Source organism: Buchnera aphidicola (Therioaphis trifolii) (assembly GCF_005080705.1).
Taxonomy (GTDB): domain Bacteria; phylum Pseudomonadota; class Gammaproteobacteria; order Enterobacterales; family Enterobacteriaceae; genus Buchnera_L; species Buchnera_L aphidicola_X.
This window is the reverse complement of record NZ_CP032996.1, coordinates 104,299-125,541: the sequence shown is the minus strand read 5'-3', so window position 1 is coordinate 125,541 and position 21,243 is coordinate 104,299. Positions and strand designations below refer to the sequence as shown.

15 protein-coding genes are annotated in these 21,243 nt (G+C 22.1%); 7 read left to right on the top strand and 8 right to left on the bottom strand.

Annotated features, from left to right (window positions below; all coding sequences use genetic code 11):
* Nucleotides 1–8 precede the first annotated feature (8 nt).
* The 7 genes from nuoH to ndhC all read right to left on the bottom strand — a co-directional run bounded on the left by nuoH (nt 9) and on the right by ndhC (nt 8,588).
* Complete coding sequence (gene nuoH / locus D9V81_RS00600; RefSeq protein ID WP_158349386.1) at nt 9–980, bottom strand: NADH-quinone oxidoreductase subunit NuoH; 972 nt, start codon at nt 978–980, stop codon at nt 9–11.
* A gap of 9 nt (nt 981–989) precedes the next feature.
* Entirely contained in the window at nt 990–3,692 is a 2,703-nt protein-coding gene (gene nuoG, locus D9V81_RS00595) for an NADH-quinone oxidoreductase subunit NuoG (RefSeq protein WP_158349385.1), read from the bottom strand.
* Between the two features lie 69 nt (nt 3,693–3,761).
* Entirely contained in the window at nt 3,762–5,096 is a 1,335-nt protein-coding gene (gene nuoF, locus D9V81_RS00590; protein WP_158349384.1) for an NADH-quinone oxidoreductase subunit NuoF, read from the bottom strand.
* Complete coding sequence (gene nuoE / locus D9V81_RS00585; protein WP_158349383.1) at nt 5,096–5,575, bottom strand: NADH-quinone oxidoreductase subunit NuoE; 480 nt, start codon at nt 5,573–5,575, stop codon at nt 5,096–5,098. Before nuoE ends, nuoF begins: the two co-directional genes overlap by 1 nt.
* A gap of 32 nt (nt 5,576–5,607) precedes the next feature.
* On the bottom strand, nt 5,608–7,347 hold the full coding sequence (gene nuoC / locus D9V81_RS00580) for an NADH-quinone oxidoreductase subunit C/D (protein WP_158349382.1): 1,740 nt from the start codon (nt 7,345–7,347) through the stop codon (nt 5,608–5,610).
* A gap of 113 nt (nt 7,348–7,460) precedes the next feature.
* Entirely contained in the window at nt 7,461–8,132 is a 672-nt protein-coding gene (locus D9V81_RS00575; protein WP_158349381.1) for a NuoB/complex I 20 kDa subunit family protein, read from the bottom strand.
* A 45-nt stretch (nt 8,133–8,177) separates the two neighbouring features.
* Nucleotides 8,178–8,588: an NADH-quinone oxidoreductase subunit A gene (ndhC, locus tag D9V81_RS00570; RefSeq protein WP_410051736.1), complete on the bottom strand. Its 411-nt coding sequence runs from the start codon at nt 8,586–8,588 to the stop codon at nt 8,178–8,180.
* A 287-nt stretch (nt 8,589–8,875) separates the two neighbouring features.
* Between ndhC and dnaK the strand changes: the two genes are divergently transcribed.
* Together dnaK and dnaJ are read left to right on the top strand one after the other, a co-directional pair.
* On the top strand, nt 8,876–10,789 hold the full coding sequence (dnaK, locus tag D9V81_RS00565; protein WP_158349380.1) for a molecular chaperone DnaK: 1,914 nt from the start codon (nt 8,876–8,878) through the stop codon (nt 10,787–10,789).
* Between the two features lie 95 nt (nt 10,790–10,884).
* Nucleotides 10,885–12,027 (top strand): molecular chaperone DnaJ, encoded by a 1,143-nt coding sequence (gene dnaJ, locus D9V81_RS00560; RefSeq protein WP_158349379.1) that lies wholly within the window; start codon nt 10,885–10,887, stop codon nt 12,025–12,027.
* 88 nt (nt 12,028–12,115) lie between these two features.
* On the opposite strand, the gene rpsT is transcribed toward dnaJ, so the two are convergent.
* A complete protein-coding gene (gene rpsT / locus D9V81_RS00555; protein WP_158349378.1) occupies nt 12,116–12,379 on the bottom strand; it encodes a 30S ribosomal protein S20 in 264 nt (87 codons plus the stop codon).
* Nucleotides 12,380–12,558: 179 nt separating this feature from the next.
* Here rpsT and ileS point away from each other — a divergent pair, with 179 nt between their 5' ends.
* The 5 genes from ileS to carB all read left to right on the top strand — a co-directional run bounded on the left by ileS (nt 12,559) and on the right by carB (nt 21,198).
* A complete protein-coding gene (gene ileS, locus D9V81_RS00550; RefSeq protein ID WP_158349377.1) occupies nt 12,559–15,360 on the top strand; it encodes an isoleucine--tRNA ligase in 2,802 nt (933 codons plus the stop codon).
* Complete coding sequence (gene lspA, locus D9V81_RS00545; RefSeq protein ID WP_158349376.1) at nt 15,329–15,826, top strand: signal peptidase II; 498 nt, start codon at nt 15,329–15,331, stop codon at nt 15,824–15,826. The genes ileS and lspA overlap by 32 nt, the downstream gene beginning before the upstream one ends.
* An 89-nt stretch (nt 15,827–15,915) precedes the next feature.
* The gene (gene dapB, locus D9V81_RS00540) at nt 15,916–16,704 is read left to right on the top strand and encodes a 4-hydroxy-tetrahydrodipicolinate reductase (protein ID WP_158349375.1); all 789 of its coding nucleotides are present in this window, start codon (nt 15,916–15,918) and stop codon (nt 16,702–16,704) included.
* 110 nt (nt 16,705–16,814) lie between these two features.
* Nucleotides 16,815–17,960, top strand: coding sequence for a glutamine-hydrolyzing carbamoyl-phosphate synthase small subunit (gene carA, locus D9V81_RS00535; RefSeq protein ID WP_158349374.1), 1,146 nt, complete (start codon nt 16,815–16,817; stop codon nt 17,958–17,960).
* A gap of 13 nt (nt 17,961–17,973) precedes the next feature.
* A complete protein-coding gene (gene carB, locus D9V81_RS00530) occupies nt 17,974–21,198 on the top strand; it encodes a carbamoyl-phosphate synthase large subunit (protein WP_158349373.1) in 3,225 nt (1,074 codons plus the stop codon).
* Nucleotides 21,199–21,243 lie beyond the last annotated feature (45 nt).

The following is a 21,243-nucleotide window of genomic DNA, read 5'->3' as shown; positions in this document are numbered from 1 at the left end:
TCCTAAAATTAATATAATAGTATTAAAAAAGCAGTAAATATTAAATTTAATAAAGTAATTGGAAGACATATAATCCATCCAAAATATAATATTTGATCATAACGAGGTCTAGGTAAAGATGCCCTTAATAAAATAAAAAATAATATTAAAATAAATGTCTTGAAAAAAAACCATAAAAATTTAGGTAAATATGGACCATACCACCCACCTAAGAATAATACTGTTATCATAGAAGCAATAACAATCATAGATATGTACTGTCCAATAAAAAACATACCAAATTTCATTCCAGAATACTCAATATGATATCCATCAGCTAATTCTTGTTCTGATTCAGGTTGATCAAAAGGATGACGATGACATAATGCTAATCCAGCAATAAAAAATGTAATAAAACCAAAAAATTGTGGAAAAATATTCCATATTTTTTTTTGAGAATATACAATATCAAATAAATTAAATGAATGAGATTGCGCTACTACCCCCATTAAAGATAAACCTAAAAAAACTTCATAACTTAAAGTTTGTGCTATAGCACGTATTGATCCTAATAAGGCATATTTATTATTACTAGACCATCCAGCAAATAATATTGAATATACTGATAAAGCAGACATAATTAAAAAAAATAAAACTCCAATATTTAAATTAATAATAAATTTTTGATCAGTAAATGGAATAATAGACATTACTAATAATAAAGAAATAAATGAAATAATTGGAGCTAATATAAAAAGAAAAGATTTACTAAAACTGGGAACCCAATCTTCTTTAAATAACATTTTAATCATATCAGCAACTATTTGTAATAAACCAAACCAACCAACTCGATTTGGTCCATACCTATTTTGAAATAAAGCTAAAACTCTACGTTCAATAAAACTTAACATTGCTCCACAAAAAACTATAATAAAAACAATAAATAAAGTTTTAAAAAAACAAAAAATAATATTAATAAAATTATAATTTATACTTGTCATAATATTTTTTTATATTACACCTCTAATATTTTTTACTGTACAACCTAATAAAATACGAGGAACATTAGGAAATCCTATAGGTAATCCTAATTGTTTTAAAGGAATTTTAACAGAAAACTTTACAGATAATTTAAAAAATTCACCTAAACATTTAAATTCAATTGTAGAATTATTTTTTAAACCTAAAATTTTTTTATATTTAATATTAATTAAAGCATAAGTAATAAAACATTTTTTTTTTATAATTTCAGATTTTTGACTTAATTCTTCACTTCCAAATAAACAATAATACGGAATAATTTTCCAATAATTAGATAATTTATTAGAATAATTTATATCATTTTTAAAAAAATATTTTGTTTTTAAATGATATGAATTAAAAATACGAACCCCAGAATCATAATGATCATTATTCATTATATATTTATTCCAAGACTGTATAGAATTCCAACCAGGAAACCAGGTAAATGGTAAATATTCAATATCTTGATTAGGTTGCTGAATACCTTCCATAGAAAAAGTAAACATTGTATTATTATCATATTTTTGCTTTGGTTCATGAATATTTAATTCAGAAAATATTGCAGTTCTACTACTTAATCGATGAGGCGATCTAGCAATTTTTTTACCCATAATTCTATATTTTGAATTTGGAGCAACATTGTTTATAACATTAAATATTGGAAAAATTTTTATATAATCTTGAATTACATTATCTAATGTAATATTATGATTAATTTTATGTAATTTATTATAAACTTTATACATCCATTTCCAACCTTCCAAAATACAAGAATTAGAATCATAAATACTAGTATTAAAAACAGAAAAAAATCTTTGTGCTCTACTTTCGTAATTAATAACTGTTCCTGAACTTTCAGAAAAATTTGCAATTGGAAATAAAATATTTGCTTTATTAGTAGTTAATGTATATTGATGATCAAAAACAATAATATTTTTTAATTTATTTATTATGAAATCAATTTTATTTTTAATATCATGACGATATAAATCATTTTCTAAAATAATTAATGTATCAACTTGATTATCATTAATTTTATTAAATACTTTTGTTAAAGATAAATTAGATAATATTCCAACACCAATACTATTTACAGATGAAGTTAATAACATTAAACCTACATCTTTTTTTAAAAATTTTAAACCCATAGCAATATTAGTAGTAGATTTAATTAAATTCATACTTCCAGAATGTACACCAGAAATAATTAAGGGTCTTTTACAAGATAATAACACATTATAAATAATAGATATTTTTTTTAAAATATCAGGTTTTATATTTTTTATTGTATTTGATACATTATTAATTTTATCAGAAAGAATAGAAGAAAATATTTCTTGATCTTTAATTGAAGCATAATAATTTAAAGACGAAATATCATCTAATTTAGTTTCATGAGTATGTATAATATAAACAAAATTTTTATTATTAGATATGCTTAACATTGCTGAACTATTCCATTCTGGAATATTATGTACTTGATTAATATCTCTTCGTTGTTTTTTATTTAATTGTCTAATAGCTAAATCTAATCTTGGAGATGTTTGAGTAACATCTTCACCTATAATTAAAACAACATCATAATTTTCTACTTCAAATAATGTTGGTATATAAATACCGCTATTTTCTAAAATATTAATAATTAATTTTATACAATTATGATCATTTTCTAACATACCACTAGAAAAATTTTTTTCTCCTACTAATTTTCTTAACGAAAAATTATTTTCTAAACTAGATCGAATTGATCCTATTCCAATAGTACGATTTTTTTTTAATATTTTTGATAATAATTTAATAGCATTATTTTTATTTAAAAATATTTTTTTTTTTTTATCAAATTGAATTGGTTGTTTTAAACGATTATTATTTAAATAAGTATATCCAAAACGACCTAAATCACATAAAAAATAACGATTAATATTTTTATGATATCTATTTTCTATTTTACTAATTAATCCATACTTTTCTCCAACAATAATATTACATCCTATATTACAATGTTGACAAATACTAGGAGCATATTGTAAATCCCATTTTCTGTTATAATTTTCAGAAGATAGTTTATCTGTAAAAACACCAGTAGGACATATTTCAATTAAATTACCTGAATGTTCACTTTCTAAATCACCATCTTCAAATCGACCAAAATAAATATTATTACTTATTCCATATACTCCAAAATCAGTACCACCCGCATACTCCTGATAATATCGAACACATCGATAACAACCAATACATCTATTCATTTGATGCGATATAAAATCTCCTAAATATTGATTATAATGTACTCGTTTAGAATATTTATAACGACGTAAATTATGACCAGTTAATACTGTCATATCTTGTAAATGACAATTTCCACCTTCTTCACATACTGGACAATCATGTGGATGATTAGTCATTAATAATTCTATAATTCCTTTACGAAATTTTTTAATTTCTGAATCATCTGTTGAAATAATCATATTTTTTACAATAGGTGTTATACACGACATAATAATTCTTCCTGAAGATTCATTAAGATTATTATGTTGCTTAACAGCACATAATCTACAAATTCCAGCACTTCCTAAATCAGAATGCCAACAAAAATATGGTATATTCATATTTAATGATAAACATATTTTTAATAAATTTTCTGATTTACATACATTATATTTTTTTTTATTAATATAAATATTCACCATATAATTTATTCCAAAATAATATATAATTTATATTAATAAATTATATAAATTAATTTATTAAAATTAAGATTATAAATTTAACTTAAACATATTTTTTTTATTTATCATTTCAATATTACTAAAAGAATTTTTTCTAATACATTGTTCAAATTCTGATCTAAATAATTTAATTGCACTTTGTAATGGTTCCATTGCTCCAGGAGCATGAGCACAAACAGTTTTTCCTGGACCTAATTGCACACATAAATCTTCTAAAATATTAATATCTTCATTTTGTGCAAAACCATCTTCAAAAGATTGTAAAATTTTAACAATCCAGGGTAATCCTTCACGACATGGTGTACATAAACCACAAGATTCACGAGAAAAAAATTTTTCTAGATTTAATACTAATGATACTATATTCACAGTATGATCCACTGCCATTGCAATACCAGTTCCAAATCTACTACCAACCTTTGAAATACTATCAAAATCCATTTTTACATCAAGATTTTTTTCAGTTAAAAAATCCGTTCCTGCTCCTCCAGGTTGCCATGCTTTTAAACGAAATCCTTTTTTCATACCTTTAGCATAATCTTCTAGTAATTCTCGTGCAGATATTCCAAAAGGAACTTCCCAAACACCAGGATTATTTACTCGTCCAGAAAATCCCATTAATTTTGTTCCTCGATCTTTACTTAAAGATATTTTTTTATACCAATTAGATCCATTTAAAACAATTGCTGGAATATTTGATAAAGTTTCAACATTATTAACACATGTTGGTTTACCCCATAATCCAACAATAGCTGGAAAAGGTGGCTTAATTCTTGGATTTGCACGTTTTCCTTCTAAAGAATTAATTAATGCTGTTTCTTCTCCACAAATATATCTTCCAGCTCCTGTATGTAATACAATTTTAAAAGTAAAATCACTACCTAAAATATTTCTCCCTAAATATCCACAATTTTCAGCTTCTATAATTGCTTTTTTTAAATTATTTTCAGCACTTATATATTCTCCTCTTAAAAAAATATATGCCATAGTAGCTTCTATAGCAAAACCAGAAATAATCATACCTTCAAGTAATTGATGTGGAAGTTGTTCTAATAATAACCTATCTTTATAAGTTCCAGGTTCCATTTCATCAGCATTACATAAAAGATATCTTGGTATATTATTTTTTTTAGGCATTAAACTCCACTTTATACCAGTATAAAAACCAGCACCTCCTCTTCCTCTTAATTCAGAATCTTTTACTAAATTAATAACATCTTTAGGCGTCATATTATTTAACATAAATTTTAATGCAGAATATCCATTTTTTTTATGATATTCATTTATCCAAATTGGATTTTTATTAATTGTATCTAAACGCCATGTTAATGGATGAGTTTCAGGATACTTAATAATATGATTCATTAATATTTCTCTAATAAAATAGGTATATAAGAAATTTTAATATTTGAATAAGTTTTATTATTAATCATTATAACAGGAGCTTTATCACAATTTCCTAAACATGAAATCGGTAATAAAGTAAATTTATTATCATTAGTAGTTTGTCCAATTTTAATCTTTAATATATTTTCTAATTTACATTTTATATTATCAGATCCCATCATATAACAAACAACACTATCACAATATTTTATAATATTATAACCAACAGGTTTACGATATATTTGACTATAAAATGTTGCTATTTCTTCAAGTTGACTTTCTGAAATATTTAATATTTTAGAAATTTCTGTTATTAATTCATCAGAAACCCAACCTCTTGAACTTTGTACAATTTTTAATGCTTCAATAGATATAGATTTATTATCTTCATAATTTTTTTTTTCTTCTTCAATTTTTTTTAATTCTAAATCATTTAATTTATTTTTCATCATATTCATAATATTAGTTAATATTAATATTTAAAAAAAGATTATCGATCTACATCAGACATAACAAAATCAATACTACCTAAATATACAATTAAATCTGATATTAAACTACCACGAATTACATATGGTATTTGCTGTAAATGAGGAAAACTTGGAGTACGAATTCTAGTACGATAACTCATTGTATTTCCATCACTAATTAAATAATAACTGTTAATACCTTTAGTTGCTTCAATCATTTGAAAACTTTCATTAGCAGGAATTACTGGACCCCAAGAAACATTTAAAAAATGAGTAATCATAGTTTCAATATCTTTCAATGTTAATTTTTTATTAGGAGGTGTAGTTAATGGATGATCAGATTTAAAAGGTCCTTCAGGCATATTATTTAAACACTGTTTTAAAATGATCAAACTTTGTTTTATTTCTTCTACTTTTAAACATACTCGAGTATAACAATCACTAATACCGCTACCAATAGGAATTAAAAAATCAAAATTTTCATAACCTGAATACGGTCTTTGTTTTCTAACATCAAAATCAATTCCTGTTGCACGTAATCCAGCACCAGTAATACCCCAATTTAATGCATCTTCTTGATTATAACAAGCAATACCTTTAGATCTTTTAATTAAAATACTATTTTTTAAAGCAACATTAATATATTCATTTAATCTTTTTGGCATCCAATTTAAAAAATTTAATAATAATTTATCCCAACCATTAGGTAAATCATTAGCTAATCCACCAATTCTAAACCAAGCTGGATGCATTCTAGCCCCAGTAATTGATTCAATTATATCATATATTTTCTGTCGATCTGTAAATGCTAAAAAAACTGGAGTCATAGCACCTACATCTTGAATAAATGTTGAAATATATAATAAATGACTATTAATTCTAAAAAGTTCAGATAACATTACACGAATTACTTGAACTCGATCAGGTACAACAATATTAGCTAATTTTTCTACTGCTAATATATAAGGCATTTCATTAACACAACCACCTAAATATTCAATACGATCTGTATATGGAATATAACTGTGCCATGATTGTCTTTCTGCCATTTTTTCTGCACCTCGATGATGATATCCAATATCTGGAACACAATCTATAATTTCTTCACCATCTAATTGTAAAATCATTCGAAAAGCACCATGTGCAGAAGGATGATTAGGACCAAGATTTAAAAACATAAAATCTGTATCTTTTCTACTAGTTGACATACCCCATTGCTCTGGATTAAAAGATAAAGATTCCATATAAAGATCTTCTTTTATTTTATTTAAAAAAAAAGGTTCAAATTCAGTTGCTCTAGCTGGATAATCTTTTCTTAAAGGATGACCAGACCATGTTTTTGGCATAATAATTCGAGTTAAATTAGGATGTTTATTAAAAACTATTCCAAACATTTCCCATGTTTCTCTTTCATACCAATTTGCATTTGGAAAAATATTTGTTATAGTTTCTACATTTAAATTATTTTTTAATAATGGAACTTTAATTAAAATATCTTTATTATATGTAATAGAAATTAAATGATAAAATACTGAAAAATCAGAATTAGGTAAATTATCTTTGTTTTTTCTAAATCGTTCATCAATACCATGTAAATCAAATAACATATTATATTTTGTAATACTCTTTTTTAAAAAAGATATAACTTTTAATAATATTACTCGATCTACCCAAATTACTGGACAATTAATTAATGTATTTTGTATAGTAAAATATTCACTTGAAAAGTGATTACATAACTCTCTAAAAACAGTATTCATAATCAAAATAACTCAATAATAAACAATAAAAATATAAAATATATAATATAAAAATTAAAAATTAATAAAAAATTATTTAATTAATAAATATTTATTATAAATAAAGATTAATATTAAATATCATTTGGCATTCGTAATTCATATACTTGTAATCTATCAGAATATTTTTTCTTTCTTTGTGATTCCATATTAGCTTTGTAAACACCCTGATCTCCAACAACCCAGGATAATGGTCGACGTTCTTTATCAATTGAATCTTGTAATAACATTAAACCTTGTATATATGCTTCTGGTCTTGGGGGACATCCAGGAATATATACATCAACAGGTAAAAATTTATCAACTCCTTGTACGACAGAATAAATATCATACATACCTCCTGAATTAGCACAAGAACCCATTGAAATAACCCATTTTGGTTCTAACATTTGATCATATAATCGTTGTATTACTGGAACCATCTTAATAAAAGGTGTTCCAGAAATAACCATAACATCTGATTGTCTAGGAGAAGCTCGAAGTACTTCTGCACCAAATCTAGAAATATCATGAACAGAAGTAAAAGATGTTACCATTTCTACATAACAACAAGATAAACCAAAATTATAAGGCCATAAAGAATTTTTTCGACTCCAATTTACTATTTTATGTATTAATTGTGTTAATTTTCCAGTAAATATATTATTTTTAATTTTTGATTTTATTGGATCATCAACTATTATCTTATCTTGAAGAGGATATTTATCTGTACTATTAAGATTAACTTTTGTTAAAGTATATTTCATTATATTGTCCAATATTTATTAAATGTTATAATTAAAATATTTAAATTATAAATTATTAATTGATTTTTTGGGAATCCAATTAAATATTTTTTGTTTTACAAGATATATTAAAGTCAATAATAATATAAAAATAAAAAGTAATATTTCAAAAAAACCTAACCACCCAATCTTTTTAATATTAATAACCCAAGTATATAAATATAATGATTCAATATCAAAAATTACAAATAAAACAGCTAATAAATAAAATTTAATTGAAAATCGTAAATTTGTATTACCATAAGAAATAATACCTGATTCAAATGGAATATTTTTATTTCTAGAAATAGTACGTGGTCCTAATAACCAACCTCCAAGTAACATAAATCCACATACTAAAAAAGAACATAAAATAAAAAATAAAAAATAATAAATTTCAAAATACAAATTTAATTTCCTTATTATAATTAATGTTATATTATAATATAATAATTTTTAAAATTAGTATATTATATGTAATAATAAAAATAAAAATAAATTATTAAAATTTATAATATATATTATGTTATAATTTATTTTTATATTAAAATAATAAAAAAATTTAAAAAAATACTTGATGCAATATAAAAAGACCATATTTTATTATATATAAACTTTAAATTTATTTTTATTAATAAAATTTTAAAAAAAATACTTTTATAATTTAACATTATAAATAATTTAATGAATAAAATTAAAAAATAATAAAATAGGAAAATAACATAATGGGAAAAATTATAGGAATAGATTTAGGAACTACAAATTCTTGTATTGCAATCATTGATGGAAAACAAGCTAAAGTTTTAGAAAATGCAGAAGGAGATCGAACAACACCATCTATAATTGCATATACTAAAGATGGAGAAATATTAGTAGGACAACCAGCAAAACGTCAAGCTATTACTAATCCAAAAAATACATTATTTGCAATTAAAAGATTAATTGGTAGAAAATTTCAAGATGAAGAAGTACAAAAAGATATTAAAATTATGCCATATGAAATAATAAATTCTGAAAATGGTGATGCATGGATTAATATTAAAGGCAAACATATGGCACCTCCTCAAGTATCTGCTGAAGTTCTTAAAAAAATGAAAAAAACAGCAGAAAATTATTTAGGAGAACGAATTACAGAAGCAGTAATTACTGTTCCAGCATATTTTAATGATGCACAAAGACAAGCTACAAAAGATGCAGGAAAAATTGCAGGATTAGAAGTAAAAAGAATTATTAATGAACCAACTGCTGCAGCTTTAGCATATGGTTTAGATAAAAGTGAAGGAAATAAAATTGTTGCTGTATATGATTTAGGTGGAGGAACATTTGATATTTCAATTATTGAAATAGATAATGTAGATAAAGAAAAAACTTTTGAAGTACTTGCAACTAATGGAGATACTCATTTAGGAGGTGAAGATTTTGATAATAGATTAATTAATTATTTAGTTCAAGAATTTAAAAAAGAACAAGGTATAGATTTAAGAAATGATCCTCTTGCTATGCAACGATTAAAAGAAGCTGCAGAAAAAACAAAAATTGAATTATCATCTGCACAACAAAGTGATGTTAATTTACCTTATATTACAGCAGATGCTAATGGACCAAAACATTTAAATATTAAAATTACTAGATCAAAATTAGAATCATTAGTTGAAGATTTAATTACAAAATCTATTACACCAGTACAAATTGCATTACAAGATGCTAAATTATCTATATCAGATATTAATGATGTAATATTAGTTGGTGGACAAACTCGAATGCCTTTAGTACAAGAGAAAGTTGCTAAATTTTTTGGAAAAAAACCAAGAAAAGATGTAAATCCAGATGAAGCAGTAGCTGTAGGAGCTGCAGTACAGGGTGGAGTACTTTCTGGTGATGTAAAAGATGTATTATTATTAGATGTTACCCCATTATCATTAGGAATTGAAACTATGGGTGGAATTATGACTTCTTTAATTAAAAAGAATACTACTATTCCAACTAAACATAGTCAAGTATTTTCAACAGCAGAAGATAATCAATCAGCAGTTACTATACATATATTACAAGGAGAAAGAAAAAAAGCTACTGATAATAAATCTCTAGGTCAATTTAATTTAGATGGAATTCAACCAGCTCCACGAGGAATACCTCAAATTGAAGTAACATTTGATATTGATGCTAATGGTATATTACATGTATCTGCAAAAGATAAAAAAACAGGTAAAGAACAAAAAATTACTATTCAAGCATCTTCTGGATTAAATGAAGAAGAAATTAAAAAAATGATATCAGATGCGGAAATTAATTCTGAATCTGATCGACAATTTGAAGAATTAATTAAAATTAAAAATCAAGGTGATCAAATTACACATAGCACAAAAAAACAATTAGAAGAAGTAAAAAATCAATTAAGCTCTGAAGAATATAAAACAATAAATTCAAAAATTAATGAATTAGAAAATGCTTTAAAAACAGATAATAAACCTGATATAGAAAATAAAATACAAGAATTAATAAAAACATCTTCAAAATTAATAGAATTATCACAAAAAAACGCACAACAAAAAGATGTAAATAAAAATACAACATCTGAAAAAAAAGAAGATAATGTAGTTGATGCAGAATATGAAGAAGTTAAAGAACCAAAAAAATAAATAAAATAATAAATTTTTAATTATATTATAAACACGGGCGTATAAAAATAATATCTTACGTCCGTTAAATCCTAGTAATATTTAGGAACAATAGAATGATAAAAAAAAATTATTATACAATTTTAGGAATTACAAAATCAGCGAATGATCGAGAAATAAAAAAATCATATAAAAAATTAGCAATGAAATATCATCCTGATCGAAATCAGGGTAATAAAAATGCAGAAAAAAAATTTAAAGAAATTAAAGAAGCATATGATATATTAATAGACCCTCAAAAAAGAGCAGCATATGATCAATATGGAAATGCTGCATTTGAACAAGGAGGATATTCTAATTATTCTTCTTTTGATACAAATTTTTCTAATAGTGCAGATTTTAGTGATATATTTGGAGATGTATTTGGAGATATTTTTGGAAATAATAAAAAACGTCAAAATCAAAGAGGATCAGACTTACAATATAATTTAGAATTAACACTTGAAGAGGCTGTTCGAGGAATAAATAAAGAAATATTAATTTCAAAATTACAAAAATGTAATTTTTGTTATGGCAGCGGTTCCAATTCTGGAGAAAAACCACAAAAATGTCATAATTGTAAAGGAAGTGGTCAAATACATATTAGACAAGGTTTTTTTTCCGTACAACAAACATGTTCTCATTGTTATGGAAAAGGTGAAATTATTGCAAATCCATGCTTACATTGTAAAAGTACTGGAAGAATAAAAAAACAAAAAAAAATATTAATAAAAATTCCAGCAGGAATTGATAGTAATGATAAAATTAAATTAAATAATGAAGGTGAAGCTGGAGAAAATAATGCTCCTTCAGGAGATTTATATATTAAGATTTTTGTTAAAAAACACCCTATTTTTCAAAGAAAAAAAAATGATTTATATTGTGAAATTCCTATCAATTTCTGTATAGCAACACTAGGTGGAGATATTAACGTACCAACTTTAGATGGTAAAATAAAATTAAAAATTCCTCCTGAAACACAATCAGGAAAATTATTTCGAATTAAAAATAAAGGTGTTAATTCTATTAGAACTTATCAAACCGGGGATTTATTATGTAGAGTTATGATAGAAACTCCAGTTAATTTAAATAATTATCAAAAAAAATTATTAAAAGAATTACAAAATAGTTTAAGTGAAAAAAATATAGAAAAAAGTAATCCAAAATCAAAAAAATTTTTTGAAGGAGTGAAAAAATTTTTTGATGATTTGACAAAATAAATTTTTATAATATTGCTTCATTTAAAATAAAAAATGAAGCAATATTTTTATAATAAAATATTATTTATATTATATATTAATAATAAAATTAATCTAAATTTTTTATTTTTAAATAAAATTTAGATTTATATCTAGCAGCTGTATTTTTATGTATTAAACCTTTTTGAGCAAATTTATCTAAATTAGATTGTAATTTTAACCAAATATTCTTTACTAATATTTTATTTTTCTCATTAATAGCTATAGAAATTTTTTTCATTAATCTACGAAGAATAGTTCTTCTACTAGAATTAATTTTTTTTAATTTTTGTGATTTAATAGCATATTTTTTAGAAGATTTAATATTTGACAATTAAAAAACTCCTATAATTTATATATTAAAAATATAAAAAATATTATTTAATAATATTTAAAAAAATTAATAAATTAAATTATTATAATAAAATATTTTATTATATCAAAAAAAATATAATAAATATAATATAATATTTTAAATTATAAATATTTAAATTTAAAAAACATTGGAATCAAATGAAATCATATAAACAAACTTTAAATTTACCAAAAACACAATTTCCTATGAAGGGAAATTTATCTCAAAAAGAACCAGAAATTTTAAAATATTGGGATAAAAAAAATATATATAAAATTATTCAAGAAAAAAAAGGAAAAAAAAAATTTTTAATACATGATGGGCCACCATATGCTAATGGAAATATCCATATTGGTCATGCCATGAATAAAATTTTAAAAGATATAATTATAAAATCAAAAACATTATCTGGATTTAATGTTCCATATATTCCTTTCTGGGATTGTCATGGATTACCCATTGAACATCAAATTGAAAAAAAAAATAAAAATATTATTATTAATAAAGAAAAATTTCGAAAAAAATGTAAAAAATATGTAATAGAACAAGTAAAAAAACAGAAAAATGATTTTATTAGATTAGGTATATTTGCTGATTGGAAAAATTCTCAATTAACTATAGATAAAAAATTAGAATTTAATGTATTAAATGTATTAAAAAAAATAATTAAAAAAAAATATTTATATAAAGGATTAAAACCTGTACATTGGTGTATGAAATGTCAATCGGCTTTAGCAGAAGCAGAAGTAGATTATCAAGATGAAAATACAAATTCCATTATTGTAATGTTTCAAGCTATACAAACAGAAAATTTAAAAAAAATATTTCCAATATTTAATGTAACGTCAAAAATTCATATCATTATTTGGACAACAACACCATGGAGTTTACCAGCCAATCGTGCAATTGCAGTAAATCCTAATATAAAATATCAATTAATTGAATATGAAAAAAATTATATTATTATAGCAAAAAAATTAGTTAAAAGTATTATGAATAAAATACAAATTAAAACATGGAATATTATTCAAACAATTATTGGAAAAAAATTAGAAAATTTAAAATTTATACATCCATTTTTAAATTTTCAAATACCAATTATATTATCTAAACATGTAAATTTAGATATGGGAACAGGAGCTGTACATATTGCACCAGATCATGGAGAAGACGATTATTTAATTAGTAAAAAATATAAAATTAAATTAACTAATATTATTGATTCAAAAGGATATTATAAAAATAATATACATAATGAACTAAATAATAAAAATATTTTTCAATGTAATAAAAATATTATTAAAATAATTAAAAATAATAAAAAATTATTATATAGTGATATTATTCAACATTCTTATCCTCATTGTTGGAGACATAAAACACCAATTATATATCGAGTTACAAAACAATGGTTTATTAAAATAGATGAAAAATTAAAAAAAAAAATAATTCATAAAATTAAAGAAATAAATTGGATACCTCAGTGGGGATATAAAAAAATGTATACCATGTTAAAAAATAGACCTGACTGGTGTATTTCAAGACAAAGAACATGGGGAATACCAATAATATTATTTACTCATAAAAAAACAGGAGAATTACATCCTAAAACTATTGAAATAATAAAAAAAATAAATAATATGATCAAAAAATCAGGATCAGAAATATGGTGGAAAATAGATAAAAAAAATATTTTAGGAAAAAATTATAAAGAATATAAAAAATCCAAAGATATATTAGATGTATGGTTTGAATCTGGATGTATAAATGAATTAAATATATATGATAAAAATAAAAATAATCAATATATTAACATGTATTTAGAAGGTACCGATCAATATCGGGGATGGTTCATGTCATCTTTAATTATTTCAATGATTGTAAATCAATCAGCACCATATCAAGAAATATTAACCCATGGATTTGCAATAGATCAAACAGGAAAAAAAATGTCTAAATCTATTGGTAATATAATTACACCAAATGAAATTATTAAAATATTTGGAGCTGATATTTTACGATTATGGGTTGCATCAACTAATTATTCTAATGATGTTATAATATCAAAAGATACATTTAAACAAATTACAGAACACTATCGTAGAATTAGAAATACTAGTAGATTTTTATTAAGTAATCTTTATGATTTTAATCCTAAAATTCATAAAATTAATTTTAATAATATGATCCTTTTAGATAAATGGATGATTGAAAATATCAAAAATTTACAAAATAAAATTATTCATTTATATGAAGAATATAAATTTCATGAAATAATAAAAAAAATTATTAAATTTTGTTCAATAAAATTAGGCTCATTTTACTTAGATATTATAAAAGATAGACAATATACAACACAAAAAAATAGCATTGCAAGAAGAAGTTGTCAAACTGTAATGTATTATATTATACATTCATTAGTAAGATGGATTACTCCAATTTTACCATTTACAGCACATGAAATTTGGCAATATATACCAAAAAAAAATCATAATCAATCAATTTTTATAAAAAATTGGTTTAAATTAAAATTTAATTATTTAAAAACTGAAATTATTCAAAAAAAAGATTGGAATACATTAAATAATATAAAATATGAAATAAATAAATTAATTGAAAAAGAAAAAAAAATAAAAAAAATAAATACATCTTTAGAAACAAAAATTATTTTTTATGCAAAAGATAATATATATCATTTATTAATAAAATTAAAAAAAGAATTAAAATTTATGTTATTAGTTTCTCAAACAAAAATTAAAAAATATAAATACGCTTTAAAAAATACTCATAATAGTATTATTCCTGGATTAAAAATATTAATAAAAAAATATTTAGGTATTAAATGTCCAAGATGTTGGCATTATTTTAATAAAATAAAAATTATTAATCAAGATAAAAATATATGTAATCGATGTAATAAAAATAATCATGAAAATGGGGAAAATCGTATATTTTTATAAAAAATTTTATATTATATTAATAATATTTACTATAGATACTTTAAGTAAATTTTTTATTATAAAATATTTTAAATTATATCAATATAAAAAAATATTTTTTATTATAAATATTTTTTATATAAGAAATTATGGTTTAATATTTAATATATTTAATATACAATATAAAAATTATAAATATTTATTTTTAATTTTAAATATAATATTAATATTATATTTTATAATACAAATTATTTATAATAATTCTTTAGGTTATAAATTAATACTAGGAGGAACTATTAGTAATATATTTGATAGATTATATCATAAATATATTATTGATTTTATAGATATTAATTTAAATAATTATCATATTATTATTTTTAATTTTGCAGATTTAATTATTTTATTTGGAATAATATTTATATTACTTAATTTTAAAATTAATCATAAAAAATATAAATTTTCAACAATTAATACTATTTTATAAATAAAATTTTTTCATTCAATTATTTATTTTTTAAAAATTAATTTTATTTTAAATAATTCAAAATACTTATTGTTTATTATACAAAAAATATGAAAAATATAATTAAAATAGCAATTACTGGAGCATATGGACGTATGGGTTCCAGTTTAATAAAAACAATACAAAAATATAAAAATATTAAATTAGCTTGTGTAATTGTAAAACAAAAAAAAAAAGATCTTTTTAATATAAAAGAAAAAAAAATTAAAATTTATGAAAATATAAAAGAAACAATAAATTTATTTGATATATTAATAGATTTTACGAATCCTGAATCAACATTAAAAAATTTAAAAATTTGTGCACAATATAATAAAAATATTGTTATTGGAACTACAGGTTTTAAAAAACAAGAATATGATATTATTAAAAAACATTCAAAAAAAATAAGTATTGTACTTTCTTCAAATTTTAGTATTGGAATTAATTTAATTTTTGAATTACTAAAACATACATCAAAAATTTTAAATGATTCTTATGATGTTGAAATTTTAGAATCACATCATAGAAATAAAATAGATTCTCCTTCAGGTACTGCTTTAAGTATAGGTAAAATTATTGCAAAAAATAAAAAATGGAATTTTGAAAAATGTAGTATATACAGAAAAAAAGAAATAACTAATATTAGAAAAAAAAATCAAATCGGATTTTCAATAATTCGAGGAGGAAATACAATTGGTAAACATAAAATTATGTTTTTAGGATCTGAAGAAAATATTGTAATATCTCATCAAGCAAATAGCCGAAATACATTTTCAGATGGTGCTATAAAAGCAGCTATATGGTTAAAAGATAAAAAACAAGGATTATTTAATATGAAACATGTTTTAAAAATATAAAAACAAAATTACACTTAAAAATATAATTTATAAAATTATAGATTATATTTTTATAATAAATAAATTAAAAAATATTAAAAATATAGTTATAAAAATAAATTTTATTCATTTTGGAGAAAAAATTGAAAGAACATGCATTTTTAATTTTAGAAGATAAAACTATTTTTAAAGGTATAAAAATTGGAAGAAAAGGAATTACTGTTGGTGAAATTGTATTTAATACTTCAATGACTGGATATCAAGAAATATTGACCGATCCTTCATATAACAATCAAATAATTACATTTACATATCCACATATTGGTAATACAGGAATTAATAATATAGATAATGAATCTAATAAAATACAAGTCAAAAGTGTAATTATTAATAATCTTGCTTTAATATCAAGCCATTATGAAAATAATATTACTTTATCTAAATATTTAAAAAATAATAATATTATAGGAATTATGAATATTGATACAAGAAAATTAACAAAAATAATCAGAAACAAAGGAATCCAATTTGGATGTATATTAAGTGATTCAAATATTAATATTAATACAGCATATAAATATATTAAAAAAAAAAAATATCAATTAACAGAAAATATAGTAAAAAAAATTAGTACACAAAATATTTATTCTTGGAAATCAAAAAACAATAAAAATTATATAATGAAATTTAATAAAAAAAAAACGTTATTTAATATTATTGTATATGATTTTGGAGTAAAAAAAAATATATTAGAATTACTTATTAAGTATGGATGTAAAATAACTATCATTCCAGCAGAAACATCAGCTGAAAAAGTAATATCATTAAAACCACATGGAATTGTATTATCTAACGGTCCAGGTGACCCTAGGTCATGTATTAAAATTATTAATAATATAAAAATATTATTAAAAACTAAAATACCAATTTTTGGAATTTGTTTAGGACATCAATTATTAGCATTATCGAATAATGCAAAAATTTTAAAAATGAAATTTGGACATCATGGAAGTAATCATCCAGTTCAAAATTTAAAAACAAAAAAAGTAATGATTACAAGTCAAAATCATAATTTTACTATTGATCCAATAAATTTACCAAAAAATATTAAAGTAACACATAAATCATTATTTGATAATACTATACAAGGAATAAAAATTATTAATACTAATGCTTTTGGTTTTCAAGGACATCCAGAAGCGAATCCAGGACCAAAAGACTCAGAAAAATTATTTAAAAAATTTATTAAAAATATAAAAAAAAATCAAAAAAAATAATATAGGAATAAAAATGCCAAAACGTACTGATATTAAATCTATTTTAATTATTGGAGCAGGTCCAATTATTATTGGACAAGCATGTGAATTTGATTATTCTGGAACTCAAGCATGTAAAGCATTAAAAGCAGAAGGTTATAAAATTATTTTAGTAAATTCTAATCCTGCAACAATCATGACTGATTCTGAATTAGCAGATTCTACATATATTGAACCAATTCATTGGAAAATTATTAAAAAAATAATTCAAAAAGAAAAACCAGATGCAATATTACCAACTATGGGAGGACAGGTTGCATTAAATTGTACATTAGAATTATATAAAAAAAATATTTTATCAGATTATAAAGTAAAAATTATAGGTGCTAGTATTGATGCTATTAAAAAATCAGAAGATAGAAATTTATTTAAAAAATCAATAGAAAAAATTGGATTACAAACAGCAAAATGTAAAATTGTTAATAATATTAAAGATGCATTAAAATTTTCTAAAAAAATTGGTTTTCCTTGTATTATTCGTCCATCATTTACAATGGGAGGAACAGGTGGAGGTATTGCATATAATTATGAAGAATTTCAAAAAATATGTAAGAAAGGATTTGACTTATCTCCACAACAAGAATTATTAATTGATGAATCTTTAATAGGTTGGAAAGAATATGAAATGGAAGTAGTTCGAGATTGTAATAATAATTGTATTATAGTATGTAGTATTGAAAATATTGATCCAATGGGAATACATACAGGTGATTCAATTACAGTAGCTCCAGCACAAACTTTAACTGATCAAGAATATCAAAATATGAGAAATGCATCTATAAAAATTTTAGAAGAAATTGGTGTAGAAACAGGAGGATCTAATGTACAATTTGCAATAAATCCTAAAAATGGACGTATGTTAGTTATCGAAATGAATCCTAGAGTTTCTCGATCATCAGCTTTAGCATCTAAAGCAACTGGATTTCCTATTGCTAAAATTGCAGCTAAACTTGCTATTGGTTATACTTTAAATGAATTAAAAAATGATATTACTAAATCAAATATTCCTGCTTCTTTTGAACCTACTATAGATTATGTTGTTACTAAAATACCAAGATTTAATTTTGAAAAATTTTTAGGTTGTAACGATCGATTAACTACTCAAATGAAATCTGTTGGTGAAGTCATGGCTATTGGGACAACATTTCAAGAATCTATACAAAAAGCAATGCATGGATTAGAAATAAATTCTAGTGGATTTGATTCAAAAATAAATATTAATAATACTAAAAGTATTAAAAAAATAAAATATGAATTAAAAAATCCTGGTTCAGATCGATTATGGTATATAGCAGATGCATTTAGAATGGGTAAATCTATAGAATATATACATAAATTAACATATATTGATCCATGGTTTTTAAAACATATTCAAGATATTATTAATATAGAAGAAAAGATTAAAAAAAAGAATATTTATAATATAAATTATGAATTTTTAAAAAAAATAAAAAAAAAAGGATTTTCAGATTTAAGAATTTCTATTTTAATGAATATTTCAGAAAATGATATTAGAATAATACGATATAATTTTAATTTACATCCTATATATAAAAGAATTGATACTTGTGCTGCAGAATTTCATACTGAAACAGCATATATGTATTCTACTTGGGGAGAAGAATGTGAATGTAAACCAAATAATAAAAATAATAAAATTATAATTTTAGGTGGAGGACCAAATCGTATTGGACAAGGAATAGAATTTGATTATTGTTGTGTACATGCTGCTCAAGCATTAAAAGAAGAAGGATTTGAAACTATTATGATAAATTGTAATCCTGAAACAGTTTCTACTGATTATGATACGTCTGATAGATTATATTTTGAACCTATTACATTAGAAAATATATTAGAAATTACTCATATCGAAAATCCATTAGGAGTAATTATACAATATGGTGGACAAACTCCATTAAAGTTAGCTAAAAAATTAAAAAAATTTAATGTACCAATTATTGGTACTGATCCTAATAATATTCATAAAGCAGAAGATAGATATCAATTTCAAGAAATTGTATCATCATTAGGATTAAAACAACCTAAAAATGCTACTATTAATACAATAAAATCAGCAATATTACAAGCAAATATTATTAAATATCCAATTATGGTAAGACCTTCTTATGTATTAGGTGGAAGATATATGAAAATTGTATATAATGAAAATCATTTAAAACAATATTTTCATGAAATATTAAAACCTTCTAAAGAAAACCCAATACTATTAGATCAATATTTAGAAAACGCAACAGAAATTGATGTTGATATTATTTGTGATTCAAAACATGTATTAATTGGAGGAATTATGGAACATATTGAACAAGCAGGAATTCATTCAGGAGATTCTTCATGTTCCTTACCAACATATACATTAGATAAAAATATAAAAAATAAAATTAAAAAACAAGTTAAAAAATTAGCTTTCTCTTTATCAATAAAAGGATTAATGAATATACAAATTGCTGTTCAAAAAGATCAAATATATATTCTTGAAGTTAATCCAAGAGCATCTCGAACTATTCCTTTTGTATCAAAGGCAACAGGAATACCATTAGCAAAAATTGCAGCTAAGGTTATGATAGGGAAAACATTAAAAAAACAAAAATATTATGATATTAAAAATAAAATATCATATTTTTCTGTTAAAGAAGCTATATTACCATTTAATAAATTTCCAGGAGTTGATCCAATTTTAGGTCCAGAGATGAAATCAACAGGAGAAATAATGGGTATTGGAAAAACATTTTATGATGCTTTTTCAAAAATAATGGCAAATATAAAAACAAAAATTCAAAAAAAAAATAGAATATTATTATCAATATCAAAAAAAGATAAAAAACATATTACTAACTTAACAGTATTATTAATACAATTAGGTTTTAAAATAGATACAACAGAAGAAACATATCATTACTTTAAAAATTATGGAATATTTTCTCGAATTATTAATAATATTAATGAAGGTAGACCAAATATTAAAGATCACTTAAAAAATAAAGAATATTCTTATATTATAGATACTACAAGTGAAAATAAAAATAATAAACATTATTCTCAAATTAGATCTATTGCATTAGAAAATAATATTCATTATGATACTACAATTAATGCTGCATTTGCTACAATTATGTCATTAAATATTAATCCATATGAAAAAATTATAAAATTACAAAAAATAAAAAATAAAATAATATAAATATGAAAAAAATAAATAATTTTTTTAAAAAACATTACACATAAA

Excerpts from the sequence above, each read along its gene's own strand:
- nuoH (WP_158349386.1), bottom strand. The coding sequence starts at position 980 with ATGACAAGTATAAATTATAATTTTATTAATATTATTTTTTGTTTTTTT.
- nuoG (WP_158349385.1), bottom strand. The coding sequence starts at position 3,692 with ATGGTGAATATTTATATTAATAAAAAAAAATATAATGTATGTAAATCA.
- nuoF (WP_158349384.1), bottom strand. The coding sequence starts at position 5,096 with ATGAATCATATTATTAAGTATCCTGAAACTCATCCATTAACATGGCGT.
- nuoE (WP_158349383.1), bottom strand. The coding sequence starts at position 5,575 with ATGAATATGATGAAAAATAAATTAAATGATTTAGAATTAAAAAAAATT.
- nuoC (WP_158349382.1), bottom strand. The coding sequence starts at position 7,347 with ATGAATACTGTTTTTAGAGAGTTATGTAATCACTTTTCAAGTGAATAT.
- D9V81_RS00575 (WP_158349381.1), bottom strand. The coding sequence starts at position 8,132 with ATGAAATATACTTTAACAAAAGTTAATCTTAATAGTACAGATAAATAT.
- dnaK (WP_158349380.1), top strand. The coding sequence starts at position 8,876 with ATGGGAAAAATTATAGGAATAGATTTAGGAACTACAAATTCTTGTATT.
- dnaJ (WP_158349379.1), top strand. The coding sequence starts at position 10,885 with ATGATAAAAAAAAATTATTATACAATTTTAGGAATTACAAAATCAGCG.
- ileS (WP_158349377.1), top strand. The coding sequence starts at position 12,559 with ATGAAATCATATAAACAAACTTTAAATTTACCAAAAACACAATTTCCT.
- lspA (WP_158349376.1), top strand. The coding sequence starts at position 15,329 with ATGAAAATGGGGAAAATCGTATATTTTTATAAAAAATTTTATATTATA.
- dapB (WP_158349375.1), top strand. The coding sequence starts at position 15,916 with ATGAAAAATATAATTAAAATAGCAATTACTGGAGCATATGGACGTATG.
- carB (WP_158349373.1), top strand. The coding sequence starts at position 17,974 with ATGCCAAAACGTACTGATATTAAATCTATTTTAATTATTGGAGCAGGT.